Here is a 13,791-nt window from a genome sequence, read left to right as displayed (position 1 = left end):
GAGGAAGTATGCTTTCAATTGAATTTTTCTGCCCACTGCCCAACGGCCTGCATGCGCGTCCGGCCTGGGCGTTAAAAGAGCAGTGCAGCGCATGGCGCAGCGACATCCGTTTTATCAACAGACGGCTTAACACTCACGCGGATGCCAAAAGCTCGCTGGCGCTGATCAGTACCGGTACGCTGTTTAATGACAGCTGCGTGCTGGAAATTAACGGCAGTGACGAGGAGCAGGCCCGACGCGTGCTGGAGGCGTATCTCACCGGCGCGTTTATCGACAGCGACAGTATTCCCTCCGGCGACGCGCCGCACGTTGCGCATCCCCTGCCCCGTTCGCTTGTAAGGCTTGCTCCCCACCTTCAGCACGGCATTACGCTCGCCAGTGGCATCGGGGCTGGCACTCTGCGAGGCTGGCAGAGCGATAACCTCAAACGTTATTGTCAGATCCCCGCCTCGCCGGAAGATGTTACCCGCCTGGAACACAGCCTGGCGACGCTGGCTGAACAGCTCAACCACCGTCTGCGCGGGCTGGACGGCGAGAGTAAAACCATTCTCAGCGCGCATCTTTCGCTGATCCAGGATGAGGAGTTTGGCGGCACCATACGCCGACTGATCGCCGAGGAGCGGCTAAGCCTTGCGGAGGCGATCATTCGTAATATGGAGCTGATCTGCGACAAGCTGTCGCTCTCCGCCAGCGACTACCTGCGTGAACGCGTCAGCGATATTCGCGACATCAGCGAGCAGCTTCTTAACATTACCTGGCCGGAGTTACAGCAAACCTCCGCATTCACCCTCAGCGCTCCCACTATTCTGGTGGCGGAAGATCTGACGCCCAGCCAGTTTCTCAGCCTCGACACGCAGTATCTGAAAGGCATGGTGCTTGAAAAAACAGGCCGGACGTCGCATACGCTGATCCTGGCACGCGCGGCCTCCGTGCCTGTGCTGAGTGGTTTAACGGTCGCCTCGCTGGCGCCGTTGATGGGAAAAGAGGTCATTCTGGACGGCATCTGTAGCGTGCTGGTCGTTGAACCCAACGACGCGGTGAATGATTACTACAGCGTGGCGCAGCGCCTTGCCGACCGACGCCACCAGCAGCAGATCAAAGATGCGGGTCTTCCAGCGCTCACCCGCGACAACGTACCGGTAGAGATTGCCGCCAACATCGGCAGCGCGCTGGAAGCGCCCGGGGCGTTTACCTGCGGCGCGCAGGGTATCGGGCTGTTTCGCACTGAAATGCTGTATATGGACAGAGACTCCGCGCCGGACGAGCAGGAGCAATTCGAAGCCTATCAGCAGGTGCTGCTCTCCGCGCAGGGCAAGTCGGTCATCTTTCGCACAATGGACATCGGCGGCGATAAGCAGCTCTCTTACCTGAACATACCCCAGGAAGAAAACCCGTTCCTCGGCTATCGTGCCGTTCGTATTTATCCCGAATTTGCCGATCTCTTCCGCACCCAACTGCGCGCGATTTTACGCGCAGGCGCCAGCGGCAATGCGCTGTTGATGATCCCGATGGTGCACAGCCTCGATCAGATTTTATGGATCAAACAGGAGCTGCAAAACGTTCGTGACGCCCTGGCCTCACAGGGGTTACGTCACACCGCACACCTGCCGCTGGGGATCATGGTTGAAGTGCCTTCAGTCTGCTTTATCATCGATCACTTCTGCGAAGAGGTGGATTTCTTCAGTATCGGCTCGAACGATATGACTCAGTATCTCTACGCTGTCGATCGCAACAACCCGCGCGTTTCGGGGCTGTATAACCCCATCACACCGTCTTTTTTACGCATGGTTCGCCAGATCGTCACCGCAGCGCATCGTCACGGGAAATGGGTCGGCATTTGCGGGGAGCTTGGCGGAGAGCAGCGCTACCTCCCTCTTCTGCTTGGGCTGGGCTTAGATGAGTTCAGCATGAGCGGGCCGCGCATCCCTGCGGTAAAAACCCAGCTGCGTCAGCTGGACATGGCGACCTGCCGGGCGCTGGCAGATAAGGCCTGCGACAGCCGCAGCGCAGAGGAGATTGAAGCCCTGCTGGCGGATTTCACACCGGAAGCGCCGCCGCGTCCCTTGCTGGCGCTGGAGACTATCGTGGTCAATGAGCCGCTGACCTCAAAAGAGCAGGTGCTTCAGTTCTTATGCGGAAATCTTGCGATTCATGGCAGGACCGAAAACCCGCTGGAGCTTGAAGAAGATCTCTGGCAGCGCGAAGAGATTGTCACCACCGCCGTCGGGTTTGGCGTGGCGATCCCTCACACCAAATCGCAATGGATACGCCACTCCAGCATCAGCATTGCCCGGCTGGACAAGGCGATTGACTGGGAGTCGGATTTGGGCGACGTCGAGCTGGTGATCATGCTGACGCTCGGCGCTCAGGAAGGGATTAATCACGTGAAGGTCTTTTCCCAGCTGGCGCGGAAGCTGGTCAATAAAACGTTTCGCGAGTCGCTGTTTGCAGCAACGACGCCGCAAAGTATTCTGGATCTGTTGAACGCTGAAATTACGTTCTGACTGTCACTGAAAGCGTGCGCGATACTCCCCCGGCGTCAGGCCAAACTGGCGCCGGAACAGACGGCTAAAATAGTCGCTATCGGCATAGCCGCAGCGCTTCGCCACTTCCCCCACCGGCAGGTGGTATTTTTGCAGGATGGTTCTCGCCTTCGCCATACGCACCCAACGAACGTAATCCACAAAACTCATCGTCCCCTGTTGGGAGAACAGGCGTGACAGATGGTTAGCCGAAATATTAAACAGCGCGGCGACGCTGTCCCGCGACAGGGATTCAGCATAGTTTTCCTGCACCCAGTTACAAATGCTCTGATAGAGGAAATCCCCACGCGACAGTCCCGGTTCAGGCAGCGACGACACCACTTTCCGGCACCAGTGCAGCAGGCTCAGCACCAGCGGTTGAATAATGGCCTGATCCTGCGGGGAAGCGCTCAGGTGCGTCAGGGCCATCAGCATCGCAGCACATTCGCCTCGTTCAGGATGAGGAAGCTCAACGTGTCGCTGCGCAGGCACGGAGCGCCCGTGACGGGTATCATGAAACACCAGCCCCAGCCACGACGGCGCAAAAAGAATGCTCAGCAGCATGACCGGTCGTTCAAACACCGGGGCGCTGGCGGCCTGGGCGGGAAGAAACAGCATTTCCCCCTGGCAGAGGGTCTGCTGCCCGGTAACCAGTCTGTTGCCATATTCCCCGCGAAGAACGACATCAAGCCGTGGCCAGTCGCGGCTCACGCTTCCGACAGCGTCAGACGCGCCACGTTGAGCAAACCAGACTCGCCCCAGCTGCTGTGGGTTGAGCACCAGGCCGCTCAACAGATCGGCAAAAAACTGCTGATCGGCGGGCAACAGGGTTGCGTGCATATCACCCCCTGCGCGCATCCGGGCGTACCAGATCGAAGCGATGGCTGTCACTGATGGCGTAGTAGGCCGTCGGTCCACCCGCACGCAGAATGGGCTGCGCTTTCGCGGTCTGGTAAATCCCCTCTTCCAGCAAACTCTCGGCGATATGGACGCCCACGACTTCGCCGAGCACCAGCCAGGTATCAATCGGTGTCCCATCCGCGCCGGTAAGCTGAATGCACTGTGACAATCGACACTCGAAATTCACCGGGCTTTCCGCCACGCGCGGCGAGCTCACAAGCTGGCTGGCTACGGGCGTCAGGCCGGCAAAGGTAAATTCATCCTCGCCATGAGGGAGCGTGGCGGAGGTTTCATTCATCGCCTCGGCGAGATCGCGCGTTGCGAGGTTCCAGACAAACTCCCCCGTTTCGGTAATATTCCGCACGCTATCCTTCCAGCCGTTGCTGGAAAAACCAATGATCGGTGGGCGATAGTTAAAGCAGTTAAAGAAGCTGTACGGGGCAAGGTTCAGTTGACCGGCCTTATCACAGGATGAGATCCAGCCAATCGGACGTGGACCGATAATGGCGTTCAGCGGGTCGTGCGGCAGGCCGTGCCCCTGAGACGGTTGGTAAAAGTACATATCGCTCTCTCTACGCTGGGGCTGCAACGCGCATTGCCCGGGTTCAGTCTTTCCAGCGTAACGAAATTTCCGTTCAGCGTGAATCGGGACGCCGGGTTTATTGCCAAAAATTCATATGGCGCATGATTGTGACCTTCATCACTTCAAACTTACGGTTTCAGACAGTATCATCAGATAAGTTAAACCCTCGCTGCCAGACGGCGAGGGTTTTCTTTTGGATTGGTTTCTGCGTTACACGCAGCATTAACGACATGGAGTAAAAATGTCCAGACCTACGATTATCATCAATGAACTCGACGCAGAACGTATTGACCGACTGTTGGAGAAACCAGAATTCGCCTCGCTGCCGGTAGCCGATGCGCTGAACGAAGAGCTCGACCGGGCGCAGATGTGTACGCCTGAAACCATGCCGCATGATGTGGTCACCATGAACAGCCAGGTGAAGTTCCGCAACCTGACCACCGGAGAGGAGCTCACCCGTACGCTGGTCTATCCGGCGCAGATGACCGACAGCAGCACGCAACTGTCGGTGCTGGCACCCGTGGGCGCAGCGCTGCTTGGACTGCGCACGGGCGATACCATCCACTGGGAACTCCCGGGCGGTGCCTCAGCTCACCTGGAAGTGCTTGAGCTGCTCTACCAGCCCGAAGCCGCTGGCGATTACCTGCGTTAATCCCTTCTGAACAAGCGACCCCGCTTTGCACAGAGGATGCACCCGCATCCTCTTTCCGCAAATTCACCCGATTGTGTTATATCGGACAAAAACCGCTTAATCCACGCTTAGTCTGTTGTAGTGCCGTGGGGACGGTCATGGGTGAGATACTTGTTATCACACTGGTTTTTCTCATCATCCTGGCGATCCTCGTCGTGGCGGTGCTGTATCTTGAGCGCCACTGGTGAGTGAGGAACCTCACACAACGCCGCCGGGGAAGGCATTCACCAGCCCCTTCACTTTCTGCTGCGCTGCCTCCGGGGTGTCTGCGCCAGGCACCAGGATCACCTTGCGGCACTCCTCCTCCCGTTTTTCGAAGATCTTATAGGCGCGTTCCGCATCAGCCAGCGGAAGATAGTGGGTCACAATATCTTCTGGGGTAAGCAGCCCTTTTTCGATGAGCGGCAGCAGCTCTCCCAGCCAGGCATGGACGTGGGTCTGCCCCATCTTAAAGCTCAGCCCTTTATCGAAGGCATCGCCAAACAGGAAGCCGTGAATAAAACCGGCGTACACGCCCGGCACGCTGACCACGCCGCCGCGTCGCACCGCAGCAATGCACTGGCGCAGGGCTTTGCCGCTGCTGCCTTCAATTTTCAGGTTACTGAGGATCGTTTCCGTGGTGCTGCCTTTGGCCTCAAACCCGACGGCATCAATCACCGCATCCACTCCGCGCTGTCCGGCCGTTTGCTCAATGATTTTCTCCGCCGCGTCGTTATCGTCATCAAAGTTAATCGGGATCGCGCCGTAGCGCTCCTGGGCAAACCGCAGTCGATAGGGATGATGGTCAACCACGAAAATCTGCTCTGCGCCGAGAAGCCGCGCGCAGGCAATGGTCAGTAACCCCACCGGCCCGGCCCCGAATACGGCGACGCTGGAGCCTTTCTGGATCTGCGCATTTTTTGCCGCCTGCCAGGCGGTAGGCAGAATATCTGACAGGAAAAGCGCTTTGTCGTCAGACAGCAGCTGGGGCACTTTAAACGGCCCCACGTTGCCTTTCGGGACGCGCACATACTCCGCCTGTCCGCCCGGCACGCCGCCGTAAAGATGGCTGTAGCCAAACAGCGCGGCAGGGGCGGGAATTTGCTTTTTGTTCAGCGCCGCGCCCTGCCCGCGGTTCGTGTTTTCGCAGGCCGCGTACTGTTGCATCTGGCAAAAGAAGCAGTCACCGCAGGCAATCACAAACGGGATCACCACCCGGTCACCTTTCTGCACGTTTTTCACTTCGCTCCCGCACTCCACCACCTCGCCCATAAATTCATGACCAAAGATATCGCCGTGCTGGACCTTGGGAATTTTTCCGCGATAAAGATGCAAATCAGAACCACAGATCGCCGTGGCCGTTACGCGCAGGATGATATCGTCAGGCTGTTCGATGCCCGGATCGGGGACATTATCGACCCGAACATGATGTGGACCGTGATAGGTGAGAGCTTTCATGCAACCTCCGAAAGGGTGTGGGTAAGCTTATAAAAGGGTAGCTACCTCTCGGGATCTGCCCCGGAATCCGGCTGTTTTGAGATTTATCCTGGCGAGATAAAAAAGTGCTGTCGGGATTACAGAAACCTTTTATATTTTGTGGTTGAATGATTTCAGCGTTTATAAACAAGGAGAAACGGTTATGTATCAAACAATCATTATGCCGGTTGATGTTTTCGAAATGGAACTGAGTGATAAGGCTGTACGTCACGCGGAATTTCTCGCGCAGCAGGACGGAGTTATTCATCTTCTGCATGTTTTACCGGGCTCTGCCAGCCTGAGCCTGCATCGTTTCGCTGCTGATGTGCGTCGTTTTGAAGAGCATTTACAGCATGAAGCCGAGACACGCCTGCAAACCATGGTCGGGCACTTCAGCATCGATCCTTCCCGCATCAAAACCCACGTCCGGTTCGGTAGCGTGCGCGACGCCGTTAATGAGCTGGCGGGGGAATTAAATGCCGACGTGGTAGTGATTGGTTCACGTAACCCTTCCATCACCACTCACCTGCTGGGGTCGAACGCCTCCAGCGTGATCCGCCACACCCACATTCCGGTGATGGTCGTGAGATAAAAAAAGAGGCCACCTTTTGGTGGCCTCTGGCATTGCAGGTGTCGTCTTGCTTTCTTTTATTATGCGGTTTTGGTGCGGATCAGATAATCAAACGAGCTCAGCGACGCTTTCGCACCTTCGCCGGTGGCGATGATGATCTGTTTGTACGGCACGGTGGTGCAGTCGCCCGCCGCAAATACGCCCTTCACGCTGGTTTCGCATTTCGCATCGATGATGATCTCGCCCATGCGGTTGCGCTCAATCGCGCCTTCCAGCCAGGTGGTGTTTGGCAGCAGGCCAATCTGAACAAAGATCCCTGCCAGCGCCACGCTGTGGATATCGCCACTCACGCGGTCACGGTATTCCAGACCGGTCACTTTGCTGCCGTCGCCTTTCACTTCTGTCGTCTGGGCATTGAGCACAATGTCGACGTTGTTCAGGCTACGTACTTTATCCTGCAACACCTGGTCCGCTTTCATCTCAGGGGCGAACTCCAGCAGGGTAACGTGTTCAACAATTCCCGCCAGATCGATAGCCGCTTCCACGCCGGAGTTACCGCCGCCGATCACCGCGACGCGTTTACCTTTGAACAGCGGGCCGTCACAGTGCGGGCAATAGGTCACGCCTTTGGTGCGGTACTGGTCTTCGCCCGGGACGTTCATGTTGCGCCATTTCGCGCCGGTGGCAATGATCACGCTGCGCGCCTTCAGCACCGCGCCGGACGCCGTTTCAATCTGGTGCAAACCACCCTCGACCGCGGCCGGAACCAGTTTGCTGGCGCTCTGGCTGTCAATGACATCCACGTCGTAATCGCTGACGTGCGCCTTCAGCGCCCCGGCCAGCTTCTGACCTTCGGTTTTCGGCACGGAAATGTAGTTTTCAATGTCAACGGTATCCAGAACCTGACCACCGAAACGCTCGCCCATCAGACCGGTACGGATCCCTTTACGTGCGGAGTAGACCGCTGCCGCCGCGCCCGCCGGGCCGGAGCCAACAATCAGCACGTCGTACGCATCGCGTTGGTTCAACTCTTCCGCCGCACGTTTTTCTGCGCCGGTATCCACTTTGGCGACGATTTCGGTCAAGGTCATACGCCCCTGGCCGAACTCCTGACCATTCAGGTAAACCGCCGGAACGCCCATCACGTTGCGCTCGGTGATTTCGTTCTGGAACGTACCGCCGTCAATCGCCGTGTGCTTAATGCGTGGGTTGAGGACTGACATCAGGTTCAGCGCCTGCACCACGTCCGGACAGTTGTGGCAGGAGAGTGAGTAATAGGTTTCAAACTCAAAATCACCGTCGATATCGCGGATCTGCTCCAGCAGCGCCTGCGCTTCTTTTGACGGGTGACCACCGGTCCACAGCAGCGCCAGCACCAGGGACGTAAATTCGTGCCCCAGCGGAGAGCCCGCAAAACGCGGCCCCTGGTCAGACCCAGGGTTGGCGATCAGGAAAGAAGGTTTACGAACTGCCAGCGTGTTGTCTTCTTTGAAGGTCACTTTCGGCGACAGCTCAGCAATCTCTGTCAGCAGCGCTTTGATTTCTGCCGATTTCGCGCTGTCGTCCAGCGTGGCAATCAGCTCAACAGGTTTGGTCAGTTTCTCAAGGTAGGCCTTGAGCTGGGTTTTCATGTTAGCGTCGAGCATTATTGTTCCCTCTCTTAAAACGTCATCATGCAAGCCGCCTTAATACGGGCTGCCTGAATGCAACTTGCATCATGGTGCTGGAATGAAATGGGCGCGGGGAGCGCCCATTGATTGCCGGGTGGCACTTCGTTTACCCGGCCTACGATACTGTAGGCCTGTGCAAGCGTAGCGCCGCCAGGCTTTACAGACTTAGATCTTGCCGACCAGGTCCAGAGATGGAGCCAGCGTCGCTTCGCCTTCTTTCCATTTCGCCGGGCACACTTCGCCTGGGTGAGAAGCAACGTACTGAGCCGCTTTCACTTTGCGCAGCAGGTCAGATGCATCACGGCCGATACCTTCAGCGGTAACTTCGATAGCCTGGATAATGCCCTGCGGGTCAACAACGAAGGTCGCGCGGTCAGCCAGGCCTTCATCTTCACGCATGTTGTCGAAGTTACGGGTCAGGGCGCCAGTCGGGTCGCCGATCATCGCGTATTTGATTTTAGCGATAGTTTCAGAGCTGCTGTGCCACGCTTTGTGGGTGAAGTGGGTATCGGTAGAAACAGAGTAAACGTCTACGCCCAGCTTTTGCAGTTCTTCGTAGTGGTCTGCCACGTCACCCAGTTCGGTCGGGCAAACGAAGGTGAAGTCAGCCGGATAGAAGAAGAACACGCTCCAGCGGCCTTCGGTATCTTTCTCAGTTACTTCGATGAACTCACCGTTTTTGAACGCCTGGTTTTTGAAAGGTTTAATTTTGGTGTTAATCAAGGACATCTGTACTTCCTCCGTGTTTTCGTTGAGATGTAAGGTAACTAACTTTGTTCATCGGGGCTAATGCGTATGCTTTATCAAATCAATCAGCCAAACCTTACAACAGCAACAAGACAGCAAGGTGAACCTTTTACAGGAAAGCCTGAAAGTAAAAAGGCCGCCTCAACGGGCGGCCCTGATACCTGAATTCCCCGCAGGTACATTCAGTGCCAGCCGAAGCTGGCGTTGCGTTGCGCTCTACATACCTTGTATCAAGGCCGTAACAGCGGTTTGATTACAGCATCCGTGCGCGCATTGAGCAATGCATAAGAGGGATAGTCCTGCCTATGGTTGTGATAGGCTGAACCGAACAGGCTTCTGAAACGTTATAAATTTAATTTCATTATAAATTTCGCGCTATATATAAATGCCAGTTGTTATTCAAATAATTCAATCACACTTCAAAGATAAAATTATCTTAATAAGTCTTGAAGTTGTGTTTCAATAATCCAAAGCCGTGATATATTAAGATCACTTAATTTTTAAATTAAGCGAGTTACCCCCACGGATTGTTAAAGGTAACTTCCCTCTGTCGTACTCCATGATGTGATAACGACAGCAAGCACAGCACACTCAGGACGAAACATGGCCAACCTCTACGACCTAAAAAAATTCGATCTCAATCTGTTAGTCATCTTCGAATGCATTTACCAACATCTCAGTATCAGTAAGGCTGCCGAGACGCTCTATATCACGCCTTCGGCCGTGAGCCAGTCGCTGCAACGTCTGCGTGGCCAGCTCAATGATCCCCTTTTTATCCGTTCAGGTAAAGGGATTACGCCAACCACGGTGGGCACTAACCTGCATCATCATCTTGAACAAAATCTCAACCAGATTGAACAAACTATCAACATGATGCATCACTCTGAGATCAAGAAAAATTTCGTCATTTATTGCTCTCAAATGGTATCGCCCGGCTATATGCTCGAACCGATGAAACTGTTAATGTCTGAGGAAAATTATGAGATAGAACAACGCGATATGCTTATCTCTCCGGAATCCGCAGAGGACCTGCTCGCCTACCGTAAAGCGGACCTGATTTTCACAATTGCCCCGGTGAAAAATCGCTCTGTGGTGTGTGTTCACTTTGCCACGGTGCCAATAATGTTAATCTGCCGGGAAAACCATCCAAGACTCACCGATACGGTCAGTCTCGAGGCGTTATACCGGGAGAAATTCACCTTTTACCAGAGTACTCACCCGGGCGTTAAAGAGTTCCAGAATCGTGCCAATGACGTTTTCCCGGAAAGAAATATTGCTTTTCGCACGGACTCCATCAGCTCGCTTATCTCCATGGTCAGTTCATCTGATCTGTTAGGCTTCATACCCGTATCAATCTATGAAGCCTATAAAGAGACGTTAAAATTAAAACGGGTCGCCGCCCCTTTTGAATTGCCCGAAATAAATGTCTATATGCTTTACAGCCGTTCATCTCTGAACAGCAGCGTTTTTTCAACGTTCATTGAGAAAATGCATAAACTCTGTCTTTCCGCTCCGTCTGCGTAAAATCATTTACATGGTGAATATAAAAATCGCAAACTAAAAAAATGATTCCGTGAAAATAATGAAAAATGATTTCATAATATCGTCTTAATTTCTTCCAGACATTTAACACGCAGGATGCGATTAACCATGTCGATCTATAAAATCCCTTTAGAGGAAAATGTCTTAGACGCTTCTGCGGAACGCATAGACTGGACGCTAAACAATTTCCCCAGGGTATGCGTTTCCTTTTCCGGTGGAAAAGATTCTACCGTGATGCTGCATCTCGTTGCCCAAAAAGCACGGCAATTAAAGCGAAAAATAGATGTCATCTTTCTGGACTGGGAAGCACAATTCTCGTCAACCATTCAGCATGTTGACACGATGAGAACGCTGTATCGGGATGTTATCCACCAGTTCTGGTGGGTAGCGCTTCCGCTCACGACCCAGAACGCCCTGTCACAGTTTCAACCTGAATGGCAGTGCTGGGAACCCGGGACAAACTGGGTTCGCCAGCCACCGGAAGATGCCATTACCGATTATCACTATTTTGATTTTTATCAGCAGGGAATGACGTTTGAAGTCTTTGTGCGCGAGTTTGCCGAATGGTATGCGCAAAAACGTCCTGCCGCCGTCATGGTGGGGATCCGCGCCGATGAATCCTACAACCGTTTTCTGGCTATCGCGTCGGCACGTAAGCAGCGCTTTTCTGACGATAAACCCTGGACGACCGTCGCGCCAGGTGGTCACTCCTGGTATATCTACCCTCTGTACGACTGGAAAACCGCCGATATCTGGACGTGGTTCGCGAAATCAAAATGTTGCTATAACCCGCTATACGATCTGATGTACAAGGCGGGGGTGCCGCCACGCTATATGCGCATCTGCGAACCGTTTGGCCCGGAACAGCGCCAGGGCTTGTGGCTCTATCATGTCATTGAACCCGAACGCTGGGCAGCGATGTGTGAACGCGCCTGCGGGGTGCGCAGCGGCGGTATTTATGCCGGGCACGACAACCATTTTTATGGCCACCGGAAGATCCTGAAACCAGACCATCTTGGCTGGCGCGAATACGCCATGCTGCTACTCGACAGCATGCCGCAAAATACGGCGGAACATTACCGCAATAAAATCGCGGTGTATCTCCACTGGTATCAAAAGCGAGGCATGAACGATATTCCTGATACGCAGGAGGGTGACATTGGCGCCAAGGATATTCCCTCATGGCGACGTATCTGTAAGGTTTTACTTAATAACGATTACTGGTGCAGGGCCCTGTCATTTAGCCCAAATAAACCAAAACACTATCAGCGCTACAGCGACAGAGTGAAGGCAAAACGCAAGGAGTGGGGCATTTTATGCGACAGCGAATAATCACCGAAATTGACATCTACCTTCAATCACTTCCCGAAGAGGATCGAATCAATGCCATTAACGCCTTCCGTCAGGCAATACATAAAAACAGCCCTTTTCGTGAGCAACCTATAGACTGTGTGCTCTGGGTTAAACAGGACGCGATTACCGCCAACGATTACAACCCCAATAACGTTGCCCCACCGGAAAAACGATTACTCAGCAAGTCACTGGAACTTGATGGGTTCACCCAGCCTATCGTTGTGACCGAAAGCGAACAGCAGCAGTATGAAATCGTGGACGGTTTTCACCGCCATGAAATTGGTACAACCCGGGCGGTTTTGAAGCGCCAGCTCAAAGGGTACTTACCCGTCACTTGCCTGCGCCAGGAGCGACAGGACAAACATAACCGAATGGCGGCCACCATTCGCCACAACCGGGCTCGTGGGCGGCATCAAATCAACGCCATGTCAGAGATTGTTCGTGAACTGGTTCAGCTCGGCTGGGACGACGAGAGGATAGGCAAGGAGCTTGGGATGGATAGCGACGAAGTGCTGCGCCTCAAACAAATCAACGGCCTGCTCGAACTCTTCGCAGACCGTCGTTTTTCTGAAGCCTGGACGGTGAAATAGTCAGAGCGCGTTTAACCTCGCTGCCGCTGCCAGCAGCGTCGATTCCTGCTTCGCAAAGCAAAGTCGGATCAGCTTATGCGGGAAGGGATCGGCGCAGAACACCGACAGCGGAATGGCCGCCACGCCCACCTCTTTCGTCAGCCACTGGCAGAAACTCACGTCGTCCAGATCGGAAATCGCGCTGTAGTCGGCCAGCAGGAAATAGGTCCCTTCACAGGGTAAAATCTCCAGACGGCTTTTGCTCAACGCAGCCACAAACCCATCCCGACGCGCACGGTAGAAATCCGGTAGCTCACGGTAGTGCCCGGGTTCGCTGCGCAGCATATCCGCCAGCGCCAGCTGAGCGGGTGTGTTCACCGCAAACGTCAGATACTGATGCACTTTACGCAGCTCAGCGCTGATGGCGGCGGGCGCCACGCAGTACCCGACCTTCCAGCCGGTCATATGGTAGGTTTTGCCAAATGACGATACCGCGATTGCACGCTCGCGAAGCTGCGGATGCGCCAGCACGCTGGCATGCCCCTCTTCGGCGAAGCAGATATGCTCATACACCTCGTCGCTCAGAACATAGATTTCACGTTCGGCGATGGCCTGCCACAGGGCGGCAAAATCGCTCTTCAGCCACACCGTCGCCGATGGGTTGTGCGGCGTATTCAGGATCACCAGCCGGGTTTTATCGCTCAGCAGCGCGGCAAACGCCTGCCAGTCCGGACGAAAATGAGGCGGCTGGAGCGCCACGCGTTTCACCACGCCGCCGGCCAGTTCAATCGCCGGGGCGTAGCTATCGTAGCTTGGGTCAAAACAAATAACCTCGTCGCCGGTACGCACCAGGGCGGTTATCGCCGCATACAGCGCTTCGGTCGCCCCTGCGGTTACCGTGATATCGCTGTTCGCATCAGGTTTATAGCCATACAGCTCAGCCGTTTTATCCGCAATGGCTTCACGCAACGCCTGCACGCCTGTCATCGGCGCGTACTGGTTTGCCCCCTGCGCCACGTGGTACGCCAGACGCTCCTGCAAATAGCGCGGGCCGTCAAAATCCGGGAACCCCTGCGAGAGGTTAATGGCGTTGTGCTGCTGCGCCAGAGCGCTCATCTGCGTAAAAATCGTCGTGCCGAGATTTGGAAGTTTACTTTGCGGGATCAACGGGTTATTGCTCATTGTAGT

The 13,791-nt window shown here is 54.8% G+C and carries 13 protein-coding genes; 7 read left to right on the top strand and 6 right to left on the bottom strand.

Going from position 1 to position 13,791, the window contains the following annotated elements:
- The first annotated feature begins 8 nt into the window (after nt 1–8).
- Nucleotides 9–2,504: a phosphoenolpyruvate--protein phosphotransferase gene (gene ptsP / locus RS584_RS05970; protein WP_315749098.1), complete on the top strand. Its 2,496-nt coding sequence runs from the start codon at nt 9–11 to the stop codon at nt 2,502–2,504.
- A gap of 3 nt (nt 2,505–2,507) precedes the next feature.
- Here the strand turns inward: ptsP and RS584_RS05965 are convergent, their stop codons facing one another.
- Nucleotides 2,508–3,362, bottom strand: a complete 855-nt coding sequence (locus RS584_RS05965; RefSeq protein WP_047365419.1) for a helix-turn-helix domain-containing protein — start codon at nt 3,360–3,362, stop codon at nt 2,508–2,510.
- A gap of 1 nt (nt 3,363) precedes the next feature.
- A complete protein-coding gene (locus RS584_RS05960; protein WP_003858756.1) occupies nt 3,364–3,984 on the bottom strand; it encodes a flavin reductase family protein in 621 nt (206 codons plus the stop codon).
- Between the two features lie 262 nt (nt 3,985–4,246).
- Between RS584_RS05960 and rnk the strand changes: the two genes are divergently transcribed.
- Both rnk and yldA read left to right on the top strand, forming a co-directional pair.
- Nucleotides 4,247–4,657, top strand: coding sequence for a nucleoside diphosphate kinase regulator (gene rnk / locus RS584_RS05955; RefSeq protein ID WP_006809650.1), 411 nt, complete (start codon nt 4,247–4,249; stop codon nt 4,655–4,657).
- A gap of 137 nt (nt 4,658–4,794) precedes the next feature.
- Nucleotides 4,795–4,884 carry a small membrane protein YldA gene (gene yldA, locus RS584_RS05950; protein WP_015571155.1) on the top strand — a complete coding sequence of 30 codons (90 nt, stop codon included), beginning with the start codon at nt 4,795–4,797 and terminating at the stop codon, nt 4,882–4,884.
- A 10-nt stretch (nt 4,885–4,894) separates the two neighbouring features.
- Here the strand turns inward: yldA and RS584_RS05945 are convergent, their stop codons facing one another.
- Entirely contained in the window at nt 4,895–6,133 is a 1,239-nt protein-coding gene (locus tag RS584_RS05945) for a zinc-dependent alcohol dehydrogenase (protein ID WP_015571156.1), read from the bottom strand.
- A 181-nt stretch (nt 6,134–6,314) separates the two neighbouring features.
- On the opposite strand from RS584_RS05945, the gene uspG reads away from it, so the two are divergent.
- Nucleotides 6,315–6,743 carry a universal stress protein UspG gene (gene uspG, locus RS584_RS05940; RefSeq protein WP_006809652.1) on the top strand — a complete coding sequence of 143 codons (429 nt, stop codon included), beginning with the start codon at nt 6,315–6,317 and terminating at the stop codon, nt 6,741–6,743.
- Nucleotides 6,744–6,802: 59 nt separating this feature from the next.
- On the opposite strand, the gene ahpF is transcribed toward uspG, so the two are convergent.
- Entirely contained in the window at nt 6,803–8,368 is a 1,566-nt protein-coding gene (ahpF, locus tag RS584_RS05935) for an alkyl hydroperoxide reductase subunit F (protein ID WP_017382489.1), read from the bottom strand.
- Nucleotides 8,369–8,557: 189 nt separating this feature from the next.
- Nucleotides 8,558–9,121, bottom strand: a complete 564-nt coding sequence (gene ahpC, locus RS584_RS05930; protein WP_014882974.1) for an alkyl hydroperoxide reductase subunit C — start codon at nt 9,119–9,121, stop codon at nt 8,558–8,560.
- Nucleotides 9,122–9,742: 621 nt separating this feature from the next.
- Between ahpC and citR the strand changes: the two genes are divergently transcribed.
- The 3 genes from citR to RS584_RS05915 all read left to right on the top strand — a co-directional run bounded on the left by citR (nt 9,743) and on the right by RS584_RS05915 (nt 12,624).
- On the top strand, nt 9,743–10,663 hold the full coding sequence (citR, locus tag RS584_RS05925; RefSeq protein WP_315749097.1) for a DNA-binding transcriptional repressor CitR: 921 nt from the start codon (nt 9,743–9,745) through the stop codon (nt 10,661–10,663).
- A 126-nt stretch (nt 10,664–10,789) separates the two neighbouring features.
- Nucleotides 10,790–12,013: a phosphoadenosine phosphosulfate reductase gene (locus RS584_RS05920; RefSeq protein ID WP_193041730.1), complete on the top strand. Its 1,224-nt coding sequence runs from the start codon at nt 10,790–10,792 to the stop codon at nt 12,011–12,013.
- The gene (locus RS584_RS05915) at nt 11,998–12,624 is read left to right on the top strand and encodes a ParB/RepB/Spo0J family partition protein (protein WP_315749096.1); all 627 of its coding nucleotides are present in this window, start codon (nt 11,998–12,000) and stop codon (nt 12,622–12,624) included. The genes RS584_RS05920 and RS584_RS05915 overlap by 16 nt, the downstream gene beginning before the upstream one ends.
- Here RS584_RS05915 and RS584_RS05910 read toward each other — a convergent pair whose 3' ends face one another.
- The gene (locus RS584_RS05910; RefSeq protein ID WP_315749095.1) at nt 12,625–13,785 is read right to left on the bottom strand and encodes a pyridoxal phosphate-dependent aminotransferase; all 1,161 of its coding nucleotides are present in this window, start codon (nt 13,783–13,785) and stop codon (nt 12,625–12,627) included. It lies immediately after the preceding gene.
- Nucleotides 13,786–13,791 lie beyond the last annotated feature (6 nt).

The sequence above is a fragment of the Enterobacter sp. DTU_2021_1002640_1_SI_PRY_ASU_LCPMC_013 genome (assembly GCF_032389435.1).
In the GTDB taxonomy this organism is placed as follows: Bacteria; Pseudomonadota; Gammaproteobacteria; order Enterobacterales; family Enterobacteriaceae; genus Enterobacter; species Enterobacter hormaechei_C.
Note: the sequence above shows the minus strand (reverse complement) of the source record. Positions and strands in the feature narration are given on the sequence as shown.

Excerpts from the sequence above, each read along its gene's own strand:
- citR (WP_315749097.1), top strand. The coding sequence starts at position 9,743 with ATGGCCAACCTCTACGACCTAAAAAAATTCGATCTCAATCTGTTAGTC.
- RS584_RS05945 (WP_015571156.1), bottom strand. The coding sequence starts at position 6,133 with ATGAAAGCTCTCACCTATCACGGTCCACATCATGTTCGGGTCGATAAT.
- ptsP (WP_315749098.1), top strand. The coding sequence starts at position 9 with ATGCTTTCAATTGAATTTTTCTGCCCACTGCCCAACGGCCTGCATGCG.
- ahpC (WP_014882974.1), bottom strand. The coding sequence starts at position 9,121 with ATGTCCTTGATTAACACCAAAATTAAACCTTTCAAAAACCAGGCGTTC.
- RS584_RS05915 (WP_315749096.1), top strand. The coding sequence starts at position 11,998 with ATGCGACAGCGAATAATCACCGAAATTGACATCTACCTTCAATCACTT.
- RS584_RS05960 (WP_003858756.1), bottom strand. The coding sequence starts at position 3,984 with ATGTACTTTTACCAACCGTCTCAGGGGCACGGCCTGCCGCACGACCCG.
- RS584_RS05965 (WP_047365419.1), bottom strand. The coding sequence starts at position 3,362 with ATGCACGCAACCCTGTTGCCCGCCGATCAGCAGTTTTTTGCCGATCTG.
- rnk (WP_006809650.1), top strand. The coding sequence starts at position 4,247 with ATGTCCAGACCTACGATTATCATCAATGAACTCGACGCAGAACGTATT.
- yldA (WP_015571155.1), top strand. The coding sequence starts at position 4,795 with ATGGGTGAGATACTTGTTATCACACTGGTTTTTCTCATCATCCTGGCG.
- ahpF (WP_017382489.1), bottom strand. The coding sequence starts at position 8,368 with ATGCTCGACGCTAACATGAAAACCCAGCTCAAGGCCTACCTTGAGAAA.
- RS584_RS05910 (WP_315749095.1), bottom strand. The coding sequence starts at position 13,785 with ATGAGCAATAACCCGTTGATCCCGCAAAGTAAACTTCCAAATCTCGGC.
- uspG (WP_006809652.1), top strand. The coding sequence starts at position 6,315 with ATGTATCAAACAATCATTATGCCGGTTGATGTTTTCGAAATGGAACTG.
- RS584_RS05920 (WP_193041730.1), top strand. The coding sequence starts at position 10,790 with ATGTCGATCTATAAAATCCCTTTAGAGGAAAATGTCTTAGACGCTTCT.